Genomic DNA, 23,287 nt, shown 5'->3' with positions numbered 1-23,287 from the left:
CGGCGGCCCCGGCGGCCCGGATCACTGGGCGCCGAGGGAGAACGCGGCCACCAGCAGCAGGAGCGTCGCCGAGACGGCGGTCATGCGCCGGGACGCCCTGGCGTCGGCGGTGAGCGCGGCGCCGGCGCGTCCCGCCGCGACGGCTACCGCCCCGTAGACGCAGGCGCACTGCGCGACGTGCAGGCAGCCGAGCGTGGCGAACTGCACGCTGATCGGGACGGCCGCGTCCGGCGAGACGAACTGCGGCATCAGCGACAGGTACAGCAGCAGTCCCTTGGGGTTGAGCAGGGCGATGACCAGGCTCTGCCGCAGCACGACGCGCGTCGGCTCCGCCAGCGGGTGCCGTGGGTCGGCGGTCGCGGAGCCGTCCGCCTCACCGGGGGCGTGGCGGCGCAGTGCCAGCAGCGTGCGCACGGCGAGCACGACCAGGTAGGCGGCGCCCGCGTAGCGCAGCACCGGCAGCGCGGCCGGAACGCTCCGCAGCGCGGAGGCCAGCCCGGCGGCGGCGACCGCAGTGTGGACGGTATAGCCCGCGCAGATGCCCGCGACGGCGGCCAGACCCGTCCGCTTCCCCTGCCTGAGGCTCCGGGCGATGACGTAGAGCCAGTCGGGGCCCGGAGTGCAGACCAGCAGCAGGTCCACACCGAGGAACAGCAGCAGCTCGCGCGTGTCCATGCCCCCCGAAGCTAACCGGGAACGCTTGGCACGCGATGACCGATCATGCCGCCGTCGGCCGCGTCGATGGCAGGAAATTGCGCAGAAACGCAAAACGCGCCGCAGGTTCCGTCACGTGATCGGCAGGCCGCGGTCGGACTTGACCACCTTCATCGCCAGATGCGAGGTCAGCTGGGCGATGCCGGGCAGGCCGGAGAGCACGTCGGTGTAGAAGCGCTCGTAGGCGGCGATGTCGGCCACGGCGACGCGCAGCAGGTAGTCCGGATCGCCGAACAGCCGGTGCGCCTCCACCACCTCGGGCAGTTCGGCGACCCTGCGTTCGAACTCGGCCACCGTGGCCTGGTCCTCCTGCCGCATCACGATGGTGACGAACGACTGGAAGCCGCGCCCCAGCGCCGCGCCGTCCAGCAGCGCCCGGTAACCGCGGATCACCCCGTCGCGTTCGAGCTGCCGCACGCGCCGCAGGCACGGCGACGGAGTCAACCCCACTTTGTCGGCCAGTTCGGTGTTGCTGAGCCGCCCGTCATCCTGCAGCTCACGGAGGATCTTGCGATCGATCCGGTCCATGTGGCCATGCTGCCAGGCTTCGACCGTCGCCCACCGTGCGAGGCGGCCGCACCGGCAAGGCAGAGCCGCTGGGCCGATCCAGCGGTCTCCGAGACCCGCCATCCGAGGTCGCCCCTGCACCGAACTGAGCCCGCCCCACGTCCCGCGGGGCCTGACGCTGCCGAACGCGTCGCCGCTGCGGGCTGCCCGCGCTGTGGACGACGTACCCACGCCGCCGCGCAAACCGCCGCCGCCCGTGGGTGCGCTGCGGAAGCCGCCCGCCGCATGGCGCTGCGGCGATCGGGGCCGCACATGCCGCTGGAAGCGTGCGGCGCTGCAGGCCGGCCGGTACGGGTGCGGCTCTGTTCTGGTTCGGCCGGGGACAGGGTGGCGGCATGTGTGACGTGTTCGCTTGCGCTGCTTGCGTCTTGGCTGGGTTGATGTGCTTGGGGATTGGGCGCTTGTGCCCCTCCCGGGGGCGGACCGGAAGGGGCGCGCTCATGCGGGGTCAGCCGTCGCAGCCGATGCCGTCGCCGTCGTTGTCCAGGTCGTAGATGTCGGTGTCGATGACGCGGACGGGACCTCGCACGTAAGCGGGGCCGTTGCCCCCGCCGCCCGCGCAGTCGACGTCGCTGGCGATCGGCACGCAGGGGCTGTAGTTAGGGTCGCAGCGCGCGGACTGCCTGGTGCCGACGGCGATGATCCGGGTGACCGGTGCCCTGGTGACCACCTGGCGGATCAGCTTCTTACGCGTCCTCTTGCCATTGGTGAAGGTGAGCTCGTAGGTGAGCTTCTTGATGCCCTTGCGGCCCCGGCTCCTCACCTTGGTGGTGCCCTTCGCCAGGTTCGGGTCCTTCACCCGCCGGGTCTTGTAGGGGATCACCTCGGTCTCGGTGACGGTGCGCTTGTCGACCTTCGGCGACGCCGTGCTCGCGGTGGTGGAAGGCTCGGCGCCCGCCGCCTTCGCCGACGCGGTCGCCGACGCCGTGGGCGACGGGGCCGCGGTCGGCTCGCATGTGGCGCCGAGGCTGAGCAGGGCACCGGACACCACGACGGCCGTGACGGTACGTCTCATCGATTTCCCTCCGTAGAGCGAAATCACGGTACGCGGGGGCCTAGTCGGGGCGACAGGGACATCTGTCCCGTAGAGCCCTGGGACAGATCCGCGCGCTTTGCGGCGCGGTGCGGGGCGTCCCGGGAGGCGCGGGCGCGGCGAGCGCCGGATGTGGTTCGCGGGGTTGGTTGGCAAGGGCTATGACCGTGATTTGTTCCAAGGTTTGATATGTCCGGATTGGGACGAAAAAAGTTCCGCGGAGCCTGCAACCGGCCGCCCGCCGCGCGCATCAGAGAAGGCGAAAAACGAGTGAAGCGGTACCGAGCGCGCTCTACGGTAGTACCGCCCACTCAAACCCCCTATCTCCGAGCATGGAGGAGAAACGCATGCGGCGTGTTGCCACGCTGACGATCGTCTCCGGCGCCCTCACCGCCGGACTCCTGGCCGTGGGTCCGGCCGCACAGGCCGCCACTCAGGACAACCCCGGTAAGGAGGTGACCGCCACGACCCAGGGGTCGATCTCCAAGGGGCAGCTCCTGGCCGAGGCCAAGCGCGCCGGGCAGCCGTACAGCGCCAAGGAGACCGCGGCCATCAAGGCCGCCCAGCGGTGCGGGTACTACGAACGCACCCGCGGCTACAAGAACTCCAAGAAGACCCACTGGCTGTTCTACGTCAAGAACCGCCTGTACTGGTGCTGGGACGGCCGCTACGTCCGCTCCTACAAGGCGACCTTCACCGCCTACACCGCCAACAAGAAGGTGTACGTGTGGCGCGGCTGGGCCAAGAAGTCGGTGACCCACCCCAAGAACTGGAGCTACGCGACGTCCACCGTGCAGGGCAAGTTCTACTACACGGGGAACCGCAAGACCTACAAGCCGTACGTCATCATCCGCGGCTACAAGAACGGCGCCTACAGGTGGAAGGCCGGCGGCTGATCCGACCTGACGTCAAGGTGAACTGACGGTTCGCGAGTCCGGGGATTGGCGTCCCCGGACTCGCGCACGTCGAAAGCCGTCAGGCGAAGGCGTTCTGGCCGGTCAGGGCGCGGCCGACGACCAGGGAATGGATCTCGGACGTGCCCTCGTAGGTCAGCACCGACTCCAGGTTGGCCGCGTGCCGGATCACCGGGTATTCGAGCGTCACGCCGTTTGCGCCGAGCAGGGTCCGGCAGGTGCGGGCGATCTGCAAAGCCTCGCGGACGTTGTTCAGCTTGCCGACGCTGACCTGCTGGGGCGTCAGCGTGCCCGCCTCCTTGAGCCGGCCGAGATGGATCGCCAGCAGCAGGCCCTTGCCCAGCTCCAGCGCCATGTCCGCGAGCTTCTGCTGGGTGAGCTGGAAGGACGACAGCGGGCGGGCGAACACCTCCCGGTCGGCCGCGTAGGCGATCGCGGTCTCCAGGCAGTCCAGCGCGGCGCCCATCGCCCCGAAGACGATGCCGAAGCGGGCCTCGTTCAGGCAGCCCAGCGGGCCCGACAGGCCGCGCGCGCCGGGCAGCAGCGCGCTTTCGGGCAGCCGCACCCCGTCCAGCACCAGTTCGCTGGTGACGCTGGCGCGCAGGGACAGCTTGCGCCCGATGTCCCGGGTGGAGAACCCCGGCGTCCCGGCCGGGACGAGGAAGCCGCGGATGCCCTCATCGGTCTGCGCCCACACCACGGCGACGTCGGCGACGCTCCCGTTGGTGATCCACATCTTGGTGCCGTCGAGCACCCAGTCGGCGCCGTCGCGGCGGGCGCGGGTGCGCATCCGCGCCGGGTCGGAGCCGAAGTCGGGCTCGGTCAGGCCGAAGCAGCCGATGCGCTCGCCCGCCGCCATCGCGGGCAGCCATTCGTTCTTCTGCTCCTGCGTGCCGTACTTCCAGATCGCGTACATGGCCAGCGAGCCCTGCACCGACACCAGGCTGCGCAGGCCCGAGTCGGCGGCCTCCAGCTCCAGGCAGGCCAGCCCGTAGGAGACGGCGCCGAGCCCCGCGCAGCCGTACCCCGTCAGGTGCATGCCGAGGACGCCGAGCGAGCCGAACCGGAGGGCCAACTCGCGCGCGGGGATCCGGCCGTCCTCGAACCAGTCGGCCAGGTGCGGGCGCAGCTCCTTGTCGCACAGCTTCCGCACGGTCGCCCTGATCTGGCGTTCCTCGTCGGTCAGCAGGCCATCGACGGCGAACAGCGCCTCGGGATGAATCGGTGTCTTCGTCACGGTTTCCCACTTCATCACAGGTTCCGCCGCACCCGCACGATCGCCCTCCCCGTGGGACGCCGCTGAGATCCACGACGGCGGCGACCGCGACCGGCCGCGCCCGCGCCGTCAGCCCCCTCGAAAACCCCCCATGCCGTGCTGAGACACGCCGTCATGGGAACCGCGCCCCGCCTTGACAGGCCGGTTTTCCGAACGTGGGCATGCAGCTCCTTCCCCCTCCCAGAAGGCAGCACGATGACCGGGAGCTCCCGCGGCGCCGACCGGCTGCGCGGGCACGTCAACGAGATCGGCGTTGCCGTATGACCGGGACGGTCATACGGCCCGTGCGCCCGACCGAGATCCTCGGGCGCTTCATCCGGGCGCTGGGGCTCCCCGACGAGCGGATCCCGTCCGGGCTGGCCGAGCGCGCCGCCCTCTACCGGTCGCCGGCCGCCGGACGCGTCATCGCCGCCTACCGGAGCCTGCCCGATCCCGGCTTATCCGACCCGGAACCACCCGCCTTCGCGCCTGGTCGTCCGCGGCACCACCGCCGCGCCCCGGGGCTAACCCCGGCGCCCGTCCGGCGGCGGGCCGGTGGTGCCCCGCACGACGAGCTTGGGTTCGAGGAGGATCTCGCGGGGCGGGACGGTGCCGTCCTCGAGCCGGTCGACGGCGCAGCGGACCGCGTGCTGGGCGAGGCCGTCGGCGTTCTGCCGGACGGTGGTCAGGTCGAACGGCCACAGGTGCGCCAGGTGGACGTCGTCGTAGCCGACCACCGACAGGTCGCGCGGGATCTCGACGTTCGAGCTGCGCAGGGCGTGCATCAGGCCCATGGCGCAGCGGTCGTTGCCGGCGAGCACGGCGGTGGGCATCCGGCCCTCGGCGAGGAGGGTCTTGCCGGCGGCGATCCCGGCCTCGTCGGTGTGGTCGCCCGGGATGATCCGCAGCGCGTCGCCGAGGCCGTGGCGGCGCATCGCGGCGCGGTAGGCGCGGCGGCGTTCGGCGGCGCCGGGGGCCCGGCCGCCGTCGATGTGGACGATGTCGCGGTGCCCGAGTTCGACCAGGTAGTCGACGACCTGCCGGATGCCCTTGGCATCGGCGGTGCGCACGGTGTCGACGTGGGCGCCGGGCGCCCGGCGGCCGATGACCACGGTGACCGTGCGGCGCCCGAGCTCGTCGAGGTGCTCGGCCGGCGCGCTCGGGCCGAGCAGGATCAACGCCTCGCAGCGGTGGCCGAGCAGCGCCTCGACGGCCTTGCGCTCGTCGCGCCCCGGCCCGGTGGCCGACAGCAGCACGTCGTAGCCGAGCCGTTCGGCCTCGGGGTAGATGCCCTCGACCAGGTCGCCGTGGAACGGCTGGTGCACGGTCAGCATGACGCCGAGGGTGCGGCTGCGGTCGCTGGCCAGCAGGCGCGCGGCGTTGTCGGGACGGTAGCCCAGTTCGTCGGCGGCGCGCAGAACGCGCTCACGGGTCGCCGCGCTGGCGCCGGGCTTGCCGCGGAACACCAGCGACACCAGCGCCCGCGACACCCCGGCCCGTGCGGCGACGTCTTCCATCGTGGGGCGCCGGCCTCTGCTCTTGTCCGGCTCGGCCCCCTCCGCGTCGCGCACTGCTCTCTCCCGCTGTTACGAATCGCCGAACTGGATGTTTCCGACTCTTGACATCACCGAGTGACCAGGCTCATAGTACCGGTCCTAGAGCGCTCTAGTAGATCGCGACAGTTCCCAGCCGCAGGCCAACGCCAGGGGAGGCATTACGTGAACCGGGTCGAACCACCGCCGTCCGAGGAGACCGGGGCGTTCGACGTCCTGACGATGGGGCGCGTCGGCGTGGACCTGTACCCCCTGCGGTCCGGGGTGCCGCTCCAGGACGTCGACGCGTTCGGCAGGTTCCTGGGCGGCAGCCCGACCAACGTGGCGGTGGCCGCGGCCCGGTACGGCCGGCGTTCGGCCGTGATCACCAAGACCGGGGCGGACCCGTTCGGCGTCTTCGTCCGCCAGACCCTGGCGGGCTACGGCGTCGACGCCCGGTTCGTCGGCGAGTCGGCCGGGCTGGCGACGCCGCTGACGTTCTGCGAGATCTTCCCGCCGGACGACTTCCCGCTGTACTTCTACCGGGCGCCCAAGGCCCCGGACCTGGACATCACGCCGGACGAACTCGACTTCGACGCGATCAGGGCGGCCCGGATCTTCTGGGTGACGGTGACCGGCCTGTGCGAGGAGCCCAGCCGGTCGGCCACCCTGGCCGCGCTGGAGGCCCGGGGACGGCGCGGCATCACCGTGCTCGACCTGGACTACCGGCCGATGTTCTGGGACTCGCGCGAGCAGGCGGGCTCCTGGGTGCGCAAGGCGCTGGAGCACGTGACGGTCGCCGTCGGCAACCTCGACGAGTGCGCGACGGCCGTGGGCGTGCGCGATCCGGACGGGGCCGCCGCGGCGCTGCGCGACCACGGCGTCTCCCTGGCCGTGGTGAAACAGGGGCCGCGCGGTGTGCTGGCGGTCGACGACGCCGGATCGGTGCGGGTCCCGCCCGTGCCGGTGGAGGTGGTCAACGGGCTGGGCGCGGGCGACGCGTTCGGGGGCGCGCTGTGCCACGGCCTGCTGGCGGGCTGGGACCTGCGGCGGACGATCTCGTTCGCCAACGCCGCCGGGGCGCACGTCGCCGGCGAGCTTGCCTGCTCGGCCGCCATGCCGACCGAGGAACAGGTCCTGGCGCGGCTCGGCGCCTGGCAAGAGGCCCGGCGAGACGAGCGAGTCGGCGCGTGCCCCGACGCGCGCCCGGGCGACGTGCACGGAAAGGCGAACGACGAGGTGAACCATGCGTGACCGGCTGCGGGAGATCATCGAGACCCGGGCGAACGACCCCGGCGCGATCAGGCGGGCGGCCGAGCGCCGGGTGAAGGCGGCCGCCCCGCTCGGCGGCGGCGGCCGCGCCATGATCATCGCGGCGGACCATCCGGCGCGCGGCGCCCTGGCGGTCGGCGGCAACCCGATGGCGATGGCCGACCGGGCCGAGCTGCTGGAGCGGCTGTGCGTCGCGCTGGCCCGCCCGGGCGTCACCGGCGTGCTGGGCACCGCCGACATCCTTGAGGACCTGCTGCTGCTCGGCGCGCTGGACGGCAAGGCCGTGTTCGGCTCCATGAACCGCGGCGGCCTGGCCGGGTCCTGCTTCGAGATCGACGACCGGTTCACCGGCTACGACGCCGCCACCATCGCCGAGATGGGCTTCGACGGCGGCAAGATGCTCACCCGGATCGCGCCGGCCGACCCCGCCACCCCGTCGATCCTGGAGAACTCGGCGCGCGCGGTGAACGAGCTGACCGAGCGGGGGCTGGTGGCCATGGTGGAGCCGTTCCTGTCGGCCTGGCAGGACGGGCGGCTGCGCAACGACCTGACCCCGGACGCGGTGATCAAGTCGATCGCGATCGCCTCCGGGCTGGGCGCCACCTCCGCTCGCACCTGGCTGAAGCTGCCCGTCGTCCCGGAGATGGAGCGGGTGCTGGCCGCCACGACGCTGCCGGTGCTGCTGCTCGGCGGCGAGGTCAAGGACGCCGACGCCGCCTTCGCGTCCTGGAAGGAGGCCCTGGCATTGCCGGTCGTGCGCGGCCTGGTGGTGGGCCGCTCGCTGCTGTACCCGGCGGACGACGACGTGGCGGGCGCCGTGGACCGGGCGGTGAGCCTGCTGTGAGCGCCGACGTCGAGCTGCATGTGAAGGCCGGGCGGTCCGCCGACGGGCCGTTCCCGACGGTGATCACGCCGGAGTCGGCGGGCTGGGGCTTCTCCGGGCTGCGCGTGCTGGAGCTGCCCCCGGGCGGCTCGCACACGATCACCACCGGGGACGCCGAACATCTGGTGCTGCCGCTGTCGGGCGGCTGCCGGGTGGAGTGCGACGGCGAGTCGCTGGAGCTGGTCGGCCGACGATGCGTCTTCACCCGCGTCACCGACTTCGCCTACCTGCCGCGCGACGCCGAGGCCGTGATCAGCAGCCGGGACGGCGGCCGGTTCGCGCTGCCGTCGGCGCGCTGCGAGCGGCGGCTGCCGGTGCGCTACGGCGCGGCCGAGGACGTGCCCGTCGAGCCGCGCGGCTCGGGCGACTGCAGCCGCCAGGTAAGTAACTACTGCCTTCCGGACACCTTTCCGGCCGACCGGCTGCTGGTGTGCGAGGTGCTGACGCCCGGCGGCAACTGGTCGTCCTACCCGCCGCACAAGCACGACGAGGCACGCGAGGGCGAGAGCCGCCTGGAGGAGATCTACTACTTCGAGGTCGCGGGCGGCCCCGCCGGGCCGGGCTTCGGCTACCAGCGGGTCTACGGGACGCCCGACCGCCCCATCGACGTGCTCGCGGAAGTGCGCAGCGGGGACGTGGTGCTGATCCCGCACGGCTGGCACGGCCCCTCCATGGCCGCCCCCGGCTACGACCTGTACTACCTCAACGTGATGGCCGGCCCCGACCCCGAACGGGCCTGGCTCATCTGCGACGACCCGGCGCACGCCTGGGTGCGGAGCACGTGGGACCCCGCCGCGCTCGACCCGCGGGTGCCGCTGACCTCCGCCGCCGGGCCCACCCGGAAGGACGGCTGAACCGATGGAAACGATCAGGCTGACCACCGCGCAGGCGCTCGTCCGCTTCCTGGCCGGCCAGTGGAGCGCGCGCGACGGCGTCACGCAGCGGCTCATCCCCGGCGTGTGGGGGATCTTCGGGCACGGCAACGTGGCGGGGCTCGGCCAGGCGCTGCTGCAGTCGGTGCACACCAAGGACGCCGACCTTCCCTACTACCTGGCGCGCAACGAGCAGGGCATGGTGCACGCCGCCAGCGCGTTCGCCAAAATGCGCAACCGCATGGCCGCCTTCGCGTGCACCGCGTCGACCGGCCCCGGCTCCACCAACATGATCACCGGCGCGGCGCTGGCGACCACCAACCGGCTGCCGGTGCTGCTGCTGCCCAGCGACATGTTCGCCACCCGCGCCCCGGATCCGGTGCTGCAGCAGCTGGAGGACGCCCGGGCCGGGGACGTGTCGGTGAACGACGCGTTCCGCCCGGTGTCGAAGTACTTCGACCGGATCAGCCGTCCCGAGCAGCTCATCCCGGCCGCGCTGGCGGCCATGCGGGTGCTGACCGACCCGGCGGAGACCGGCGCGGTCACGCTGTGCCTGCCGCAGGACGTGCAGGCCGAGGCCCACGACTGGCCGGTCGACTTCTTCCGCCGCCGGGTGTGGGAGGTGCCCCGCCCGGCGCCCGAGCCCGAGACGGTCCGGCGGGCGGCCGCGCTGCTGCGCTCCGCGCGGCGGCCGCTGATCGTGGCGGGCGGCGGGGTGGTGTACTCCGAGGCGGCCGAGGAGCTGCGCCGCTTCACCGAGGCGACGGGGATCCCGGTCGCCGACACCCACGCCGGCAAGGGCGCCGTCCCCTGGGACCACCCCTGCGCGGTCGGCGGCATCGGCGCGACCGGGACCGCCGCGGCCAACGCGCTGGCGGCCGAGGCGGACGTGGTGCTCGGCATCGGCACCCGCTACAGCGACTTCACCACCGCCAGCCACACGGTGTTCGCCAACCCGGACGTCACGTTCGTCAACCTCAACGTGGCGCGGCTGGACGCGGTGAAGCATTCGGCGCTGCCGCTGGTCGCCGACGCCCGCCGCGGCCTGGAGGCGCTGGCCGCCGAGCTGTCCGGCTGGCGCACCGACCCCGCGCACACCGAGCGCGCCCGGCGCCTGGCCGAGGACTGGCGGCGCACGACCGACGAGTGCTACCACCGGGGCCACGGCCCGCTCCCCGCGCAGACCGAGATCCTCGGCGCGCTCAACGAGCTGGCCGACGACCGGGACGTGGTGATCAACGCGGCCGGGAGCATGCCCGGCGACCTGCAGATGCTGTGGCGGGCCCGCGACCCCAAGGCCTACCACGTCGAGTACGCCTACTCCTGCATGGGCTACGAGGTCGCCGCGGGCCTGGGCGCCAAGATGGCCGACCCGAGCCGCGAGGTGTTCGTGCTGGTCGGCGACGGGTCCTACCTGATGATGGCGCAGGAGATCGTCACCATGGTCTCCGAGGGCGTCAAGGTGATCGTCATCGTGGTGCAGAACCACGGGTTCGCCTCGATCGGGTCGCTGTCGGAGTCCCTGGGATCCCAGCGCTTCGGCACGCAGTACCGCTACCGCGACCCGGACAGCGGCCTGCTCGACGGCGGCGTGCTGCCCGTGGACCTTGCGGCCAACGCCGCAAGCCTGGGCGCCGACGTCATCCGCGCCAACGGCGTCGAGGAGTTCCGCGCCGCGATCACCAAGGCCAAGGCCGCCGACCGCACCACCGTGGTGCACGTGGAGACCGACCCGCTCGGCCCGAACCCGCCGGGCACCGGCTGGTGGGACGTGCCGGTCAGCCAGGTGTCCGAGCTGGACAGCACCCGCACGGCCTACGAGACCTACGCCGCCGCCAAGCAGGCCCAGCGGCACTACCTGACAGCGCCACCGGAGGAGACGCCGTGACGACCATCGACCACTGGATCAACGGAGCGCCCACGCAGGGCGCCTCCACCCGCACCGCCCCGGTGTGGAACCCGGCCACCGGGCGGGAGCGGGCGCGGGTGCCGCTGGCCTCCCCGGCCGACGTGGACGCCGCCGTGGCCGCCGCGAGCACGGCGCTGGAGACCTGGAGGGAGTCCTCGCTGTCGCAGCGGACGCGGATCATGTTCGCGTTCCGCGAGCTGCTGGTGAAGCACGAGGACGAACTGGCGAAGATCGTCTCCGCCGAGCACGGCAAGCTGATCGACGACGCCCGCGGCGAGATCGTCCGCGGCCGGGAGGTCGTCGAGTACGCCTGCGGCATCGCCGAGGTGCTCAAGGGCGGCCACTCCGACCAGGTGTCACGCGGTGTGGACGTGCACACCATCCGGCAGCCGCTGGGGGTGTGCGCGGGCATCACCCCGTTCAACTTCCCGGTCATGGTGCCGCTGTGGATGCACCCGATCGCGATCGCCACCGGCAACACCTTCGTGCTCAAGCCGAGCGAGCGCGACCCGTCGGCGTCCTCGCTGATCGCCTGCCTGTACGCCGAGGCGGGCCTGCCCGACGGGGTGTTCAACGTCGTGCACGGCGACAAGGAGGCGGTGGACGCCGTCCTCGACCACCCGGGGATCGCCGCGGTGTCGTTCGTGGGGTCCACCCCGATCGCCCGGTACGTCCACGAGCGCGCCACCGCGGGCGGCAAGCGGGTGCAGGCGCTGGGCGGCGCCAAGAACCACGCCGTCGTGCTGCCCGACGCCGACCTGGACTTCGTCGCCGACCAGCTCACCTCCGCCGCGTTCGGCTCGGCCGGGGAGCGCTGCATGGCGATCTCGGTCGCGGTGGCCGTCGGGGACGCCGCCGACGCGCTGGTCGCCGTCCTGGAGCAGCGGGCCCGCGCGGTCCGCGTCGGCCCGGGCGACGCCCCGGAGACCGACATGGGCCCGCTGATCACGCAGGCGGCGCGGGAGCGCATCGAGGCCGCGGTCGGGAAGGCCGCCGCGCAGGGCGCCACCGTGGTCGTCGACGGGCGCGGGCTCAAGGTGGACGGCTACGAGGAGGGCTTCTTCGTCGGCCCCTCGGTGCTGGACAACGTCACCCCCGCCATGGACGCCTACCGCGAGGAGCTGTTCGGCCCCGTGCTGGCCGTCGTCCGCGTGCGGACGCTGGACGAGGCCATCGAGCTGATCAACGCCAACCCGTACGGCAACGGCACCGCGATCTTCACCGCGGACGGCGGCGCGGCCCGCCGGTTCCAGCGCGCGGTGAACGTCGGGATGGTCGGCGTGAACGTGCCGATCCCGGTGCCGATGTCCTACTACTCCTTCGGCGGCTGGAAGGACTCGCTGATCGGCGACAGCCCGATCCACGGCCCCGAGGGCGTGCGGTTCTACACCCGCCCCAAGGTCATCACCTCCAGGTGGCCGCAGCGCCACACCTCCGCGTCCCCCGCCGCGTTCAGCTTCCCGACCGCCGGCTGAACGCTCCCACCCCCGGAAAGGACAAGGACGATGACGACGATCTCCGGCCCCGTCGCGGGCAACCTGTGTCTCGGCTCCGCCCCGGACTCCTGGGGCGTGTGGTTCCCCGAGGACGAACGCCAGGTCCACTTCACCCGCTTCCTGGACGAGCTCGCGCAGGCCGGGTACAAGTGGCTCGAGCTCGGCCCGTACGGCTACCTGCCCACCGACCCCGACCGGCTCGCCGAGGAGGTCGGCGCGCGCGGGCTGAGCGTGTCCGGCGGCACCACCTTCGGCGCCCTGCACCGGCCCGGCGAGTGGGACGCGATGCTCGCCCAGGTCGGCCGCGTCGCCGCGCTGACCGCCGCGGCCGGCGCCCACCACCTGGTCTTCATCCCACCGATGTTCCGCGACGAGAAGACCGGCGAGTTCACCGAGGAGCCCACCCTCACCGCCGAGCAGTGGCGCACCCTCACCGCCGCGGCCGACAGACTCGGCAAGATCCTCCTGGAGGAGCACGACGTGCGGCTGGTCGTCCACCCGCACGCCGACAGCCACATCCAGACCCAGCCGGAGATCGAACGCCTCCTGGACGGCACCGACTCCCGCTACGTCAACCTGTGCCTGGACACCGGGCACGTCGCCTACGGCGGCGGCGACGCCGTCGACCTCATCCGCCGGTACGGCGAGCGCATAGGCTACGTCCACATCAAACAGATGGACCCGGATGTGCTGGTCCAGGTCCGCGCCGAGAACCTCGGGTTCGGCGAGGCCGTCCGGCGCGGCGTGTGCGTCGCGCCCCCGGCGGGCGTGCCCGACCCCGCCGAGGTGGTCGCCGAGCTGTCCAAGCTGGACGCCGAGCTGTTCGTGATCGTGGAGCAGGACCTGTACCCGTGCGAGCCGGACGTCCCGCTTCCCATCGCCGTCCGCACCCGTGAATACCTGGCCGGGCAGGGCCTGTCCGGCAGCCGCCGTCCCGCGATCCGGTAGCGAGGTCCGTCCCCATGTCCCATGTCCAGAGCGGCGCCCCCGGGGCGCCACCCATCCCGCTCGACATCACCGGGCCTCACTCCCGCCGGCTGAAGCTGATCACGGTGATCGCCACCTTCGGCGGCCTGCTGTTCGGCTACGACACCGGCGTCATCAACGGCGCCCTGCCGTACATGAAGGACGACCTGGGCCTCAGCTCGTTCACCGAGGGCCTGGTCACCAGCTCGCTGCTGCTGGGCGCGGCGTTCGGCGCGGTCTCCGGCGGGCGGCTGTCGGACGCCCGCGGCCGCCGCCGCAACATCCTGATGCTGGCCGTGATCTTCCTGGTCGGTGCGCTGGGCTGCGCCCTGGCGCCGACCACGCAGATCATGGTGGTGGCGCGGTTCGTGCTCGGCCTGGCCGTCGGCGGCGCCTCGGTGACGGTGCCGGTCTACCTGGCCGAGGTCTCCCCCGCCGAACGGCGCGGACGGCTGGTCACCCAGAACGAGCTGATGATCGTCAGCGGCCAGCTGCTGGCGTTCACCACCAACGCCGTCATCGGCAACGCGTTCGGCGAGGCCGGGCACGTGTGGCGGTACATGCTCGCGATCGCGTCGATCCCCGCGGTCGTGCTGTGGTTCGGCATGCTCGTCATGCCCGAGAGCCCCCGCTGGCTGGCCTCCAGGGAGCGCTTCTCCGAGGCGCTGGAGGTGCTGCGGCAGGTGCGCGGCGCCGAACGCGCCGCGGCCGAGCTGGACGAGGTCAAGCGGCTCGCCCTGGAGGACAAGACCGCCCGCAGCGGCCGCTGGTCCGACCTGGCCACGCCGTGGATCCGCCGGCTCGTCCTGGTGGGGCTGGGCATCGCCGTCGTCCAGCAGATCACCGGCGTGAACTCGATCATGTACTACGGCACCAGCATCCTCACCGAGGCCGGGCTGGACACCGACAGCGCGCTCACCGCCAACATCGCCAACGGCGTGATCTCCGTGCTGGCCACCGTCGTCGGCATCTACCTGCTGGGCAGGGTGAACCGGCGGCCCATGCTGCTGGCCGGGCAGATCGGCACGACCGGCAGCCTGTTTCTGATCGGCGTCATCTCCCTCGCCATGCCCGAGGGGCCGGGACGCGCGTACGTCGTGCTGGCCATGACCGTCACGTTCCTGGCCTTCCAGCAGGGCGCCATCTCCCCGGTGACCTGGCTGATGCTCGCGGAGATCTTCCCTCTGAAGCTGCGCGGCCTGGGCCTGGGGCTGGCCGGCCTCACCCTGTGGATCACCAACTTCCTGGTCGGGCTGACCTTCCCGGTGCTGGTCGACAAGATCACGATTTCGACCACGTTCTTCCTGTTCGGAGCGCTGGGCATCGCCGCGATCCTGTTCGTCGCCCGGTACGTGCCCGAGACCCGGGGGCGCTCCCTGGAGGCGCTGGAGACCGAACTGCGCGCCAGGTACTCGCGATGACCGCCGCGGCCGCGGGCACCGGCTCCGGCGCGGGCGCGGCCGGTCCGCTCCCGCCGCCGCGCCGCCGCCCGCGGCCGCCCGAGACACACCCAGACCACTGCGAACAGGAGGACTCGCGATGCCACTGCGCGTCGGAGTGATCGGGGCCGGAATGATCGGCCAGGAGCACGCCCGCAGGCTGTCCGGTGTCGTCACCGGCGCCGAGGTGGTCGCCGTCACCGATCTGGCGGCCGACCGGGCCGAGGCGATCGCCGCCGAGACCGGCGCCCGGGTGTACGACTCGGGCAGCGAGGTGATCGCCAGTGCCGAGGTGGACGCCGTGCTGGTGACCTCGTGGGGGCCCACCCACGCCGAGCACGTGCTGAACGCCATCGCGGCCGGCAAGCCGGTGTTCTGCGAGAAGCCCCTCGCCACCGACGCGGCCGACTGCCGGCGCATCATGTCGGCCGAGGCCGAGCACGGCAAGCGGCTGGTCCAGGTCGGGTTCATGCGCCGCTACGACGACGCCTACCGGCAGTTGAAGCAGCTCGTCGACGCCGGGCGGATCGGCACCCCGCTGATGGTGCACTGCGCCCACCGCAACCCCGGCGTGCCGGACTCCTACACCTCCGAGATGGCCATGCTGGACACCGCCGTCCACGAGGTGGACGTGCTGCGCTGGCTGCTGGACGAGGAGATCGTCTCGGCGCAGGTGCTCACCCCGCGGCCCACCCGCCACCGGTTCGACCACCTGCAGGACCCGCAGATCATGCTGTTCGAGACCTCCGGCGGCGCCCGCATCGACGTGGAGGTCTTCGTCAACTGCCGGTACGGCTACGACATCCGCTGCGAGATCGTCGGGGAGACCGGCGCCGCCCGGCTGGCCGACCCCGCCCGCCCCGCGGTGCGCCAGGACGGGCGGGAGAGCACCGCCGTCACCGCGGACTGGCGGGAGCGGTTCGGCGCCGCGTTCGACGCCGAGTTCCAGGCATGGGTGGACGCCGCGTCCGAGGGCACGGCCACCGGCCCCTCCGCCTGGGACGGCTACGCGGCCACCGCGGTCGGCGACGCGGCCGTGGAGGCGCTCAAGACCGGAGGGGTCGTCCCCGTCGACATGGTCTCCCGTCCCGCGTTCTACACCGGAGAGCAGCGATGAAGATCGCCCTGGACCCGTTCATGCTGCGGCACGTGCCGCTGACCGAGCTGCCCGGCGTCGTGGCCGAGCTGGGCTACGAGTACATCGAACTGTCGCCCCGCGAGGACTTCATCCCCTTCTACCTGCACCCGCGCGCCGACAAGGCCGCCGTGCGCGCCTTCCGCAAGGCCTTGGACGCGGCCGGCGTGCAGGTGTCCTCGGTGCTGCCGGTGTACGAGTGGTCCTGCCCGGACGAGGAGAACCGCCAGGCGGCCGTGCGGTACTGGAAGCGCGCCATCGAGCTGACGGTGGAGCTGGGCTGCCCGGTGATGAACTCGGAGTTCAACGGCCGGGCGGTGGCGTCGTCCGAGAGCGAACGGCAGTTCTGGCGGTCGCTGGAGGAGCTGCTGCCCATCTTCGAGCGGGAGGGGCTGGAACTGCGGCTGGAGCCGCACCCCTACGACTTCGTCGAGGACGGGCACGCCGCCGTCGACCTGGTGCGGGCCATCGACGCCGAGTTCGTGTCGTTCGTGTACTGCGCGCCGCACACCTTCCACCAGGGCGGCGACATCGCCGGGATCATGCGGCGCGCCGGGTCGCTGCTGACGCACGTGCACGTGGCCGACTCCTTCGACCACCGCGCGTCCTCGGGCAACCGGTACATCGTCAACCCGCCGAGCCTGGCCGACCAGATCCGCGTCCACCAGCACCTGGACATCGGGCAGGGCGAGGTCGACTGGGACCTGACCTTCCAGAGCCTGGCGGAGATCGGTTTCGACGGCATCCTCACGGTGTGCGTGTTCGCCTGGGAGGAACGCGCCCGCGAGTCGGCGGTCTACAACCGCGAGCAGGTCGAGCAGTACATCGCCAAGTACTTCGCGAAGTGAGCAAATGAACCGGGAGGGCTCCCTCGGGTGAGGGGGCCCTCTTCCGTTTTTACGCACCCTGCCGGGTGTTCGGGCGGTTTCCGCGGCCGGTTCCGGTCCGGTGGAAAGCTTGCGCCGGGCGACGTCGGCGAACCTACGATGCCCGTGCCGCCGCCCACGGGGAAGGGTGCTCGATGCGCGTTTTCGACACGCTCGGCCGCCGCAAGGTCGTCCTGGGGATGGTCCACCTGAGGCCGCTGCCCGGGACGCCGCTGTACGAGGAGGGCAGCTTCCCGGAGATCCTCGACACGGCGGTGGAGTCGGCGCGGGCCCTGGACGAGGGTGGGGCGGACGGGTGCCTGGTGCAGACGGTGGACCGCGTCTACGGCACCGGCGAGGACTCCGACCCCGCACGCACGACGGCGATCGGGCTGATCACCTCGGCCATCGCGTCCGCCACCCGCCCGGACTTCCAGATCGGCGTGCAGCTGATGCGCAACGCGCTGAAGGCGTCGCTGGCGGTGGCGAAGGTGGCGGGCGGCTCCTACATCCGCGCCGGCGCGCTGGTGGGCGCGACGCTGACCGCGCACGGCCTGGTGCAGGCCGACCCGCTGGCGGTGGCCGAATACCGGCGGAAGATCAACGCCCGGCAGGTCAAGGTCATCGCCGACGTGGACTCGATGCACTTCACATGGTTCGGCGAGCCCAAACCGACCGGGGAGGTGGCGCGCGCGGCCATGCAGGTGGGCGCGGACGCGGTGGCGGTCGGCCACCCCGACGAGGCCACCGCCCTGGACATGGTCGCCTCGGTCCGCCGGGCGGCGCCGGGCCTGCCGGTCATCCTGGCCGGGTACACCGACCACGGCAACGCCGCGCGGCTGCTGGCGGCGGCCGACGGGGCGTTCGTCGGCACCTGCCTGGAGGTCGGCGGCTGGGGCGGCCGGATCGACGTGGAGCGGGTCAAGGCGTACATGGACATCGTCCGCTCCCTGGAGCCCTGAGCCGCGAGTCCCCAGGCTGCCGAGATGGGAGGGTGCGGGTGGAGGCCGAGGTGATGGTCCGGCAGGTCGAAGCGCTGGCGGAGGACATCCGCGCGTCGGCCGGACGGTTCGGCGAACGGGCCTGCGGCCTGCTGGACCCGGCGCAGTGGGCCCAGGTCGAGCGGGTGTTCCTGACCGGGGACGGCGACTCCTACCATGCCGCCTGCGCCGCCGAAATGGCCTTCGAATCGATCGGCGGGGTCGCCTGCGAGCCGCTGAGCGCCATGCGGTTCGCGCATTACGCGGCCGAGTGGATGCGGCCCGCCGCGCCGGGACGGGTACTGGTGGTCGCGATCTCCGCCTCGGGCGGGACGCAACGCGTCATCGAGGCCCTGCACGCCGCCCGCCGGTACGGTGCGCTGACCGTGGCGGTGACCGGGACGCCCGGCAGCCCGGTGACGCAGGTCGCCGACCGCACGCTGCTGGTCGATCTGCCCGACGGCGAGCCGTCCCCCGGAATCCGGACCTACCAGGCGAGCCTGCTGGGCCTGCTGTCGATCGCGCCGCGGCTGGGCCGGGACGCCGGCGTCGCGCACGAGGAACCGGCCGTGCTCGCCGACCAGGTGGACGCCACCGCCAAGACGCTGAAGGAGGAGTGCCGGCGGGTGGCGGGCCTGGTCGCCGACGCCCCGGCCATGGTGATGCTGGGCAGCGGCCCCTCCTACGGCACCGCGCTGTTCGCCGCCGCCAAGATGGTGGAGGGAGCGAGCGTCTTCGCCGTCGGCCAGGACCTGGAGGAGTGGAGCCATGTCGAACGGTTCGCCTACCCCGACGACATGCCCGTGTTCGTCATCGCCCCGCCGGGCCGCTCGCACGACCTGGCCGCCGGAGTCGCCGCCCGGGCACGCGGCCTGGGCCGCCGGGTCATCGCCGTCACCGGCCGCGGCGACACCGCCGTCGCCCGCCATGCCCTTGCCGCGCTGCCCGTGCACGGGCAGGTCCGCGAGGAGTTCTCCCCGCTGCTGTACCACCTGTTCGCCGGGTACGTGGCGTGCTTCGTGGCCCAGCGGCTGGGGCGGCTGCCGTTCCAGACACACCGCTCTTGAGCCCGGGCAGGGTCAGTGGCGGGAGGTCAACTGCTTCCGCCGCCGCTCGCCGGGGGCCGCCTTCGCGATGGTTCGTCGCGCTGACGGACTGGCTCGCCCACCCGCCGTCGGTGCCATCGCGTCGGGGGCGGGGCTGGTGGCGCGGGTCACAGGAAGCGGGAGCTGGGGACGGGGCCGGGGGAGCCGACGCGGTGGCGGGGGCCGGTCAGCCACTGGTCGCGGACGGAGGCGACGAGGTGGGCGAGCGCCTCGTCGGTGTCGGGGGGCGCGCCGTCTTCACCCTCGTGTGTGAGGGGCGCGGCGTGGACGATCTCGGCGGCCAGTTCCTCCACGGGCCGCTCGTCGGGCGGGAGCCGCCGCACCGAGCCGTCCGGGTCCGCGTGCAGCCGTTCGCCCCACGGGGGCGTCACCGTCTGGTGCAGGAAGCCGCTGACGTCCGCGCTGACCTGCGGCGGGTCGGTCCAGCAGGTGGCGTGCTCGAACAGCACCTGGCCCGGGGCGCGGTCCCACAGCTGGCCCGCGTCGATCTCGTTGAGGTCGTAGGCCACGACGAGGGCGTCGGGGCGGGCCGGGTCGAACGGCTCGGCGGGCAGCCCGAGCAGTCCCGCGGCCGCGAGGCCGAGGATGTGGCTGGAACGGTCGGGGAGCAGCGCGACGATTTCGGGCCGGCGCCCGGCCGCGTCCAGGATCAGGCGGAGCCGGTCCAGGGAGCGGCGGCAGCCGCCGAACGCGTCGCCCGTGTAGGCGTACCGGCCGGTCATGCCCTCGTCGAACCCGAACGGGGACAGGGTGGCCAGCACGCCGCCGGTCAGCGCGAAGTGCCAGCCGCGCAGGTCGCGCCGGTCGAGCGGGCTGACGGCGCGGACGGCGTGGGCGCGGTCGAGCATGCGGTTGAGCCGGTCGCGGGCGGGCAGCCAGTCGCGGTCCTCGGGGTCGGGCAGCCGCCGGGCCTCCGCCGTGGCGCGGTCCAGGTCCCCGGCCATGAGCGCGTTGTACGCCAGCAGGTAGCGGCCGGGCCAGGGCTGCAGGGCGGCGGCGTTCTCGTCCAGCACGGCGACGGCCTCGGCGTGCCGGGCCTCGTCCTCCAGCGCGGCGACCAGTTCGGTCAGCAGCGCCGGCGCCCCGGGCGCCAGGGCGAGGGCCCTGCGCAGCGCCGGAACGGCGAGGTAGGACACCCCTCGCTCGACGCACGCGTACCCGTAGTCGTAAAGCTTCCTCGGGTCGTCCGGATCGGTGGCGACGGCGGCGGCCGCCTGCCTGAGGTCGTCGAACCCGGACCGGGCGGCGGCCTCTCCGATGAGCCGCGCCACCTCGGCCTGCTGCATGTCCTCGGCATTGAACCGCAGGTGCCGCAGCAGCCCGGGGATGTCGCCGGCCCGCAGGAGTTCCCGTGCATCGTCGCTCATGGTGCGGCACCGTACAGGTCGCCCGTAATCGGGACATCCCATTTTCGCTGCGCTTGTGGTTCGTCGCTGGTCGTGTTCATTGCGGGCTGGCTATGCTTGCCTCCTCCCCGAAGCGCACCTCGGTCAAGGGACGGTGGTCTGTGGGCTATTACCCGCCCGGCAACGAACAGGTTCTGCTGACCATCGGAGATATGGCGATCACCCAGACCCACGTGATAGTCCCGCATGGCCGTTACCCGCTGCACGGGACGGTCTGGGCCGTGCAGGACTCCACCCAGGTGCACGAGGGAATTCCACCGGTCGCGATCGTGCTGACCATCATCTTCGTGTGGTTCTGCCTGCTGGGGCTGCTGTTTCTGCTGATGAAGCAGCGCCGCTACACCGGTTTCGTAACGATCTCGGTCACCGGTCAGGGGCTGTACCACGCCGTCCAGCTGCCGCCCGGACCGGAGTCCGGTGCGTGGGCGGCGCAGGTGGTCTCGCAGGCCCGCTCGCTGGCGGCCTCCGCTCCCCCGGCCATCGCCTGACCGGCCCTTCGCACGACGGCACGTCACAGGACCCGCGCAAACCCGGCGGGTCTTGTTGTGCGCCCGCGTGCGCGGATATTGCGCTGAACGCATCGGCCGACCGCGTGGGATCTCCGCAATCTTTGACCTGCCGGGCGAGCCGTGCCCCTTCTCCGCCTCGGTATTCACCGGTCATTTCCCGTTCGCGGTGACACGTCGTTGTTGATGGTGACTGTTCGTGATTAGGGGCAGGTCGGCGGGGTAGTGAGCCGCCGGGAGACCGGTTCCGCGCACGCGGGCGCAGCACGCATTTCCGTGGCCGGTCGCCCGATTCTCTGACGGTGTTCGCAACGAGCAGCAGGGAGAAGGGCACATGAGCACGAGCGAGCAGGCCGTTCCGTCCGCCTACCGCGCCGATTCCGGCGCCCGCTACCGCGTCCTGTTCTTCATGCGGGTCGATCCCGCTGAGCAGGAGGCGTTCCGCCGCGCCTACGAGCAGATCCGGTGGCGGGTCGCCGAGGTTCCCGGGCACGTGCGCGACCAGCTCTGCCAGTCCACCCGCGACCCGTCGGAGTGGCTGATCACCAGTGAGTGGGCCAGCGAGGAGCTTTTCCTGGCCTGGGAGGGCGACCCCGCGCACCGGCGGATGGTCGCACCCATGATCAGGCACACCGCCGAACGCGAGTCGCTGCGCTTCGCGGTGCACGCCACCACCGAGACGCCGCGCTGACCGCCGACCGCCGCGCATACGCCGCGGGGACCGTCCGCAACGTCCCGTCTTGTGGAGGCATGCAATGACCATTGACTGCCATGCGCACATCAGCCCGCCGGACATGGTGCGCCGCTTCCCGATGCCGCCGGGCCTCGGCGACGTCGAAGGCATGATCGAGGACAAGCTGACGAGGGGCGTGCGGATGTCGATCGTCGGCAGCCCGGTCGGCGCGGGTGTGATGGCGCCGATCCCGGGCGTCGACAACTACGCGCAGACCGTCGACCAGCTGGCGGCCTTCCACGACTGGCTCGGCGGCACCGTCGCCGACCACCCCGAGCACCTGCGCGCGCTGGTCTACGTCAACCCGTTCGGCGACGACGCGCACCTGGCGGCCGCCGCCCGCACGCTGGCGAACCCGGAGTTCGTCGGGTTCATCATCAACACCAGCGTCGCCGGGCGCTACCTGGACGACCCGCGCTGCGACGGCTTCTTCGCCATGGCCGCCGAGCACGACGTGCCCGTGATGCTGCACGCCCCGGCCTGGCCCGCCGCCGGGGCGGGGCTGACGGACCCGCTGCTGCTGGAGGGGATCGGCCGGTTCGACGACGTGTCCACCGGCACCGCCTGCGTCATCTTCGGCGGCTGGCTGGAGAAGTACCCCGGGCTGCGGCTGATCGCCACCGCCGCCGGCGGCGCGCTGGCCCTGCTGGTGGAACGGCTGGACCGCGCCTACCACGCGCCGCACTGGGGCGGCGGCCGCCCGCGCGGCGAGGGCGGCTGGCCGATCAGCCGCCCGCCGAGCACCTTCCTGCGGCAGATCTGGGTCGACACGGCCACCCCCAGCCGCGTGGCGCTGCGCGCCGCCCTGGCGGTCTTCGGCTCCGACCGCATCCTGTTCGGCACCGACTCGCCGCCGCTGCCAGACGTCGTCGGCGACGGCCTGCGCGCCCTGGAGGAGGTGTCCCCCAGCGCCGAGCAATTGCGGGCCATGTGCCACGAGAACGCAGCCAGGCTTTTCGGCCTCCCCGTCCACACCACGACGATGTGACACCCGACCGCCACCAGCCCCCGCCCCCCTCTCGACGCAGCAGCGGTTTCTTTCGCTGGTGTCTCGGGGGCGCGGGCTGGTGCGGTTTCGGGCGGTGGTTGCGGTCAGTCGATGGTGAGGCGGCCGGTGCCGTGGATCGAAGGGATGCCCTGGCGGGTGAAGCAGCGGGCCACCCGGCCCCTCGGGCGGACGCTGCCGTAGAAGGAGTGGCCTGCCAGGTAGCCCGCGGTGACGCGGCCGTTGAGCTGGGCGTCGGTGCGGGCGCGGTTGCTCTGGGCGCCGCCGGTGCGCAGGACCGACCGGGCGAGCGGACGGCCGTAGGCGTCGTACCAGGTGACGGTGGCGCGGCCGCGCAGGTCGCTGACACCGAGGCAGTTGGCATAGGCGGTGCCGGTCAGTGTCATGACTCCGGAGGCGATGCGGGACCGGCGGGGATCGGCCGAGGTGCAGTCGCGCAGGACCAGCCTGGCGCGGGTGGTGACGTGCTGGCGCCGCAGCCGGATCGGCGGGCGGAACCTCATCGGCCTGCCGGGCGTGGTGGCGGCCGCGCAGGTCAGCGACCCGTACCGGGCGGGTGCCCGGTGCTGGGCGGGCGATGGCGGGGACGCGAGGGCGGAGTCGGCCGCAGGGGCCGGGACGGTGACGCCGGCGAAGACGAGCGGCCCGGCGAGACCGCACCGCACGAGACGTCCGGACAGAACAGACATGGCTCCCC

22 protein-coding genes are annotated in these 23,287 nt (G+C 72.5%); 15 read left to right on the top strand and 7 right to left on the bottom strand.

The window, feature by feature from the left end; all coding sequences use genetic code 11:
* Positions 1-21: 21 nt before the first annotated feature.
* The 3 genes from QSK22_RS27915 to QSK22_RS27905 all read right to left on the bottom strand — a co-directional run bounded on the left by QSK22_RS27915 (position 22) and on the right by QSK22_RS27905 (position 2,296).
* Entirely contained in the window at positions 22-675 is a 654-nt protein-coding gene (locus QSK22_RS27915; RefSeq protein ID WP_285497393.1) for a LysE family translocator, read from the bottom strand.
* A 111-nt stretch (positions 676-786) separates the two neighbouring features.
* Entirely contained in the window at positions 787-1,242 is a 456-nt protein-coding gene (locus tag QSK22_RS27910; RefSeq protein WP_285497392.1) for an Lrp/AsnC family transcriptional regulator, read from the bottom strand.
* A gap of 487 nt (positions 1,243-1,729) precedes the next feature.
* Positions 1,730-2,296, bottom strand: a complete 567-nt coding sequence (locus tag QSK22_RS27905) for a G5 domain-containing protein (protein WP_285497391.1) — start codon at positions 2,294-2,296, stop codon at positions 1,730-1,732.
* A 365-nt stretch (positions 2,297-2,661) separates the two neighbouring features.
* Between QSK22_RS27905 and QSK22_RS27900 the strand changes: the two genes are divergently transcribed.
* Complete coding sequence (locus QSK22_RS27900; protein ID WP_285497390.1) at positions 2,662-3,210, top strand: hypothetical protein; 549 nt, start codon at positions 2,662-2,664, stop codon at positions 3,208-3,210.
* Between the two features lie 79 nt (positions 3,211-3,289).
* On the opposite strand, the gene QSK22_RS27895 is transcribed toward QSK22_RS27900, so the two are convergent.
* The gene (locus tag QSK22_RS27895) at positions 3,290-4,465 is read right to left on the bottom strand and encodes an acyl-CoA dehydrogenase family protein (RefSeq protein ID WP_285497389.1); all 1,176 of its coding nucleotides are present in this window, start codon (positions 4,463-4,465) and stop codon (positions 3,290-3,292) included.
* Between the two features lie 542 nt (positions 4,466-5,007).
* Positions 5,008-6,054 carry a LacI family DNA-binding transcriptional regulator gene (locus QSK22_RS27890; RefSeq protein WP_285497388.1) on the bottom strand — a complete coding sequence of 349 codons (1,047 nt, stop codon included), beginning with the start codon at positions 6,052-6,054 and terminating at the stop codon, positions 5,008-5,010.
* 204 nt (positions 6,055-6,258) lie between these two features.
* Here QSK22_RS27890 and iolC point away from each other — a divergent pair, with 204 nt between their 5' ends.
* The 11 genes from iolC to QSK22_RS27835 all read left to right on the top strand — a co-directional run bounded on the left by iolC (position 6,259) and on the right by QSK22_RS27835 (position 18,900).
* A complete protein-coding gene (iolC, locus tag QSK22_RS27885; protein ID WP_502872383.1) occupies positions 6,259-7,269 on the top strand; it encodes a 5-dehydro-2-deoxygluconokinase in 1,011 nt (336 codons plus the stop codon).
* A complete protein-coding gene (locus tag QSK22_RS27880) occupies positions 7,262-8,131 on the top strand; it encodes a Cgl0159 family (beta/alpha)8-fold protein (RefSeq protein WP_285497386.1) in 870 nt (289 codons plus the stop codon). The genes iolC and QSK22_RS27880 overlap by 8 nt, the downstream gene beginning before the upstream one ends.
* Entirely contained in the window at positions 8,128-9,024 is an 897-nt protein-coding gene (iolB, locus tag QSK22_RS27875; RefSeq protein WP_285497385.1) for a 5-deoxy-glucuronate isomerase, read from the top strand. The genes QSK22_RS27880 and iolB overlap by 4 nt, the downstream gene beginning before the upstream one ends.
* 4 nt (positions 9,025-9,028) lie before the next feature.
* Positions 9,029-10,930, top strand: coding sequence for a 3D-(3,5/4)-trihydroxycyclohexane-1,2-dione acylhydrolase (decyclizing) (gene iolD / locus QSK22_RS27870; protein ID WP_285497384.1), 1,902 nt, complete (start codon positions 9,029-9,031; stop codon positions 10,928-10,930).
* On the top strand, positions 10,927-12,426 hold the full coding sequence (locus tag QSK22_RS27865) for a CoA-acylating methylmalonate-semialdehyde dehydrogenase (protein WP_285497383.1): 1,500 nt from the start codon (positions 10,927-10,929) through the stop codon (positions 12,424-12,426). Before iolD ends, QSK22_RS27865 begins: the two co-directional genes overlap by 4 nt.
* Positions 12,427-12,456: 30 nt before the next feature.
* Positions 12,457-13,395, top strand: a complete 939-nt coding sequence (locus QSK22_RS27860; RefSeq protein WP_285497382.1) for a TIM barrel protein — start codon at positions 12,457-12,459, stop codon at positions 13,393-13,395.
* A 14-nt stretch (positions 13,396-13,409) separates the two neighbouring features.
* Complete coding sequence (locus QSK22_RS27855; protein WP_285497381.1) at positions 13,410-14,834, top strand: sugar porter family MFS transporter; 1,425 nt, start codon at positions 13,410-13,412, stop codon at positions 14,832-14,834.
* A 118-nt stretch (positions 14,835-14,952) separates the two neighbouring features.
* Positions 14,953-15,969, top strand: coding sequence for a Gfo/Idh/MocA family oxidoreductase (locus tag QSK22_RS27850; protein WP_285497380.1), 1,017 nt, complete (start codon positions 14,953-14,955; stop codon positions 15,967-15,969).
* Entirely contained in the window at positions 15,966-16,835 is an 870-nt protein-coding gene (locus QSK22_RS27845) for a sugar phosphate isomerase/epimerase family protein (RefSeq protein WP_285497379.1), read from the top strand. Before QSK22_RS27850 ends, QSK22_RS27845 begins: the two co-directional genes overlap by 4 nt.
* 173 nt (positions 16,836-17,008) lie before the next feature.
* The gene (locus QSK22_RS27840) at positions 17,009-17,815 is read left to right on the top strand and encodes a BtpA/SgcQ family protein (RefSeq protein ID WP_285497378.1); all 807 of its coding nucleotides are present in this window, start codon (positions 17,009-17,011) and stop codon (positions 17,813-17,815) included.
* Between the two features lie 38 nt (positions 17,816-17,853).
* Positions 17,854-18,900: an SIS domain-containing protein gene (locus QSK22_RS27835; RefSeq protein ID WP_285497377.1), complete on the top strand. Its 1,047-nt coding sequence runs from the start codon at positions 17,854-17,856 to the stop codon at positions 18,898-18,900.
* 146 nt (positions 18,901-19,046) lie between these two features.
* Here QSK22_RS27835 and QSK22_RS27830 read toward each other — a convergent pair whose 3' ends face one another.
* Complete coding sequence (locus QSK22_RS27830) at positions 19,047-20,306, bottom strand: tetratricopeptide repeat protein (protein WP_285497376.1); 1,260 nt, start codon at positions 20,304-20,306, stop codon at positions 19,047-19,049.
* Positions 20,307-20,497: 191 nt separating this feature from the next.
* Here QSK22_RS27830 and QSK22_RS27825 point away from each other — a divergent pair, with 191 nt between their 5' ends.
* The 3 genes from QSK22_RS27825 to QSK22_RS27815 all read left to right on the top strand — a co-directional run bounded on the left by QSK22_RS27825 (position 20,498) and on the right by QSK22_RS27815 (position 22,572).
* Positions 20,498-20,833: a hypothetical protein gene (locus tag QSK22_RS27825; RefSeq protein WP_285497375.1), complete on the top strand. Its 336-nt coding sequence runs from the start codon at positions 20,498-20,500 to the stop codon at positions 20,831-20,833.
* Positions 20,834-21,185: 352 nt separating this feature from the next.
* Complete coding sequence (locus QSK22_RS27820; protein ID WP_285497374.1) at positions 21,186-21,542, top strand: antibiotic biosynthesis monooxygenase family protein; 357 nt, start codon at positions 21,186-21,188, stop codon at positions 21,540-21,542.
* Positions 21,543-21,606: 64 nt separating this feature from the next.
* Positions 21,607-22,572 (top strand): amidohydrolase family protein, encoded by a 966-nt coding sequence (locus tag QSK22_RS27815; protein ID WP_285497373.1) that lies wholly within the window; start codon positions 21,607-21,609, stop codon positions 22,570-22,572.
* 104 nt (positions 22,573-22,676) lie between these two features.
* Here QSK22_RS27815 and QSK22_RS27810 read toward each other — a convergent pair whose 3' ends face one another.
* Positions 22,677-23,279 (bottom strand): hypothetical protein, encoded by a 603-nt coding sequence (locus QSK22_RS27810; RefSeq protein ID WP_285497372.1) that lies wholly within the window; start codon positions 23,277-23,279, stop codon positions 22,677-22,679.
* Positions 23,280-23,287 lie beyond the last annotated feature (8 nt).

This window comes from Actinomadura sp. NBRC 104425, assembly GCF_030269545.1.
In the GTDB taxonomy this organism is placed as follows: Bacteria; Actinomycetota; Actinomycetes; order Streptosporangiales; family Streptosporangiaceae; genus Spirillospora; species Spirillospora keratinilytica.
This window is presented reverse-complemented; position numbering and strand designations above follow the sequence as displayed.

What these genes read in the sequence shown, in the direction of transcription:
- QSK22_RS27915 (WP_285497393.1), bottom strand. Translation starts at nt 675, where the DNA reads ATGGACACGCGCGAGCTGCTGCTGTTCCTCGGTGTGGACCTGCTGCTG.
- QSK22_RS27900 (WP_285497390.1), top strand. Translation starts at nt 2,662, where the DNA reads ATGCGGCGTGTTGCCACGCTGACGATCGTCTCCGGCGCCCTCACCGCC.
- QSK22_RS27840 (WP_285497378.1), top strand. Translation starts at nt 17,009, where the DNA reads ATGCGCGTTTTCGACACGCTCGGCCGCCGCAAGGTCGTCCTGGGGATG.
- QSK22_RS27880 (WP_285497386.1), top strand. Translation starts at nt 7,262, where the DNA reads ATGCGTGACCGGCTGCGGGAGATCATCGAGACCCGGGCGAACGACCCC.
- QSK22_RS27810 (WP_285497372.1), bottom strand. Translation starts at nt 23,279, where the DNA reads ATGTCTGTTCTGTCCGGACGTCTCGTGCGGTGCGGTCTCGCCGGGCCG.
- QSK22_RS27910 (WP_285497392.1), bottom strand. Translation starts at nt 1,242, where the DNA reads ATGGACCGGATCGATCGCAAGATCCTCCGTGAGCTGCAGGATGACGGG.
- iolC (WP_502872383.1), top strand. Translation starts at nt 6,259, where the DNA reads ATGGGGCGCGTCGGCGTGGACCTGTACCCCCTGCGGTCCGGGGTGCCG.
- QSK22_RS27830 (WP_285497376.1), bottom strand. Translation starts at nt 20,306, where the DNA reads ATGAGCGACGATGCACGGGAACTCCTGCGGGCCGGCGACATCCCCGGG.
- QSK22_RS27860 (WP_285497382.1), top strand. Translation starts at nt 12,457, where the DNA reads ATGACGACGATCTCCGGCCCCGTCGCGGGCAACCTGTGTCTCGGCTCC.
- QSK22_RS27845 (WP_285497379.1), top strand. Translation starts at nt 15,966, where the DNA reads ATGAAGATCGCCCTGGACCCGTTCATGCTGCGGCACGTGCCGCTGACC.
- QSK22_RS27825 (WP_285497375.1), top strand. Translation starts at nt 20,498, where the DNA reads ATGGCGATCACCCAGACCCACGTGATAGTCCCGCATGGCCGTTACCCG.
- QSK22_RS27855 (WP_285497381.1), top strand. Translation starts at nt 13,410, where the DNA reads ATGTCCCATGTCCAGAGCGGCGCCCCCGGGGCGCCACCCATCCCGCTC.
- QSK22_RS27820 (WP_285497374.1), top strand. Translation starts at nt 21,186, where the DNA reads ATGAGCACGAGCGAGCAGGCCGTTCCGTCCGCCTACCGCGCCGATTCC.
- QSK22_RS27905 (WP_285497391.1), bottom strand. Translation starts at nt 2,296, where the DNA reads ATGAGACGTACCGTCACGGCCGTCGTGGTGTCCGGTGCCCTGCTCAGC.
- QSK22_RS27815 (WP_285497373.1), top strand. Translation starts at nt 21,607, where the DNA reads ATGACCATTGACTGCCATGCGCACATCAGCCCGCCGGACATGGTGCGC.
- QSK22_RS27850 (WP_285497380.1), top strand. Translation starts at nt 14,953, where the DNA reads ATGCCACTGCGCGTCGGAGTGATCGGGGCCGGAATGATCGGCCAGGAG.
- iolD (WP_285497384.1), top strand. Translation starts at nt 9,029, where the DNA reads ATGGAAACGATCAGGCTGACCACCGCGCAGGCGCTCGTCCGCTTCCTG.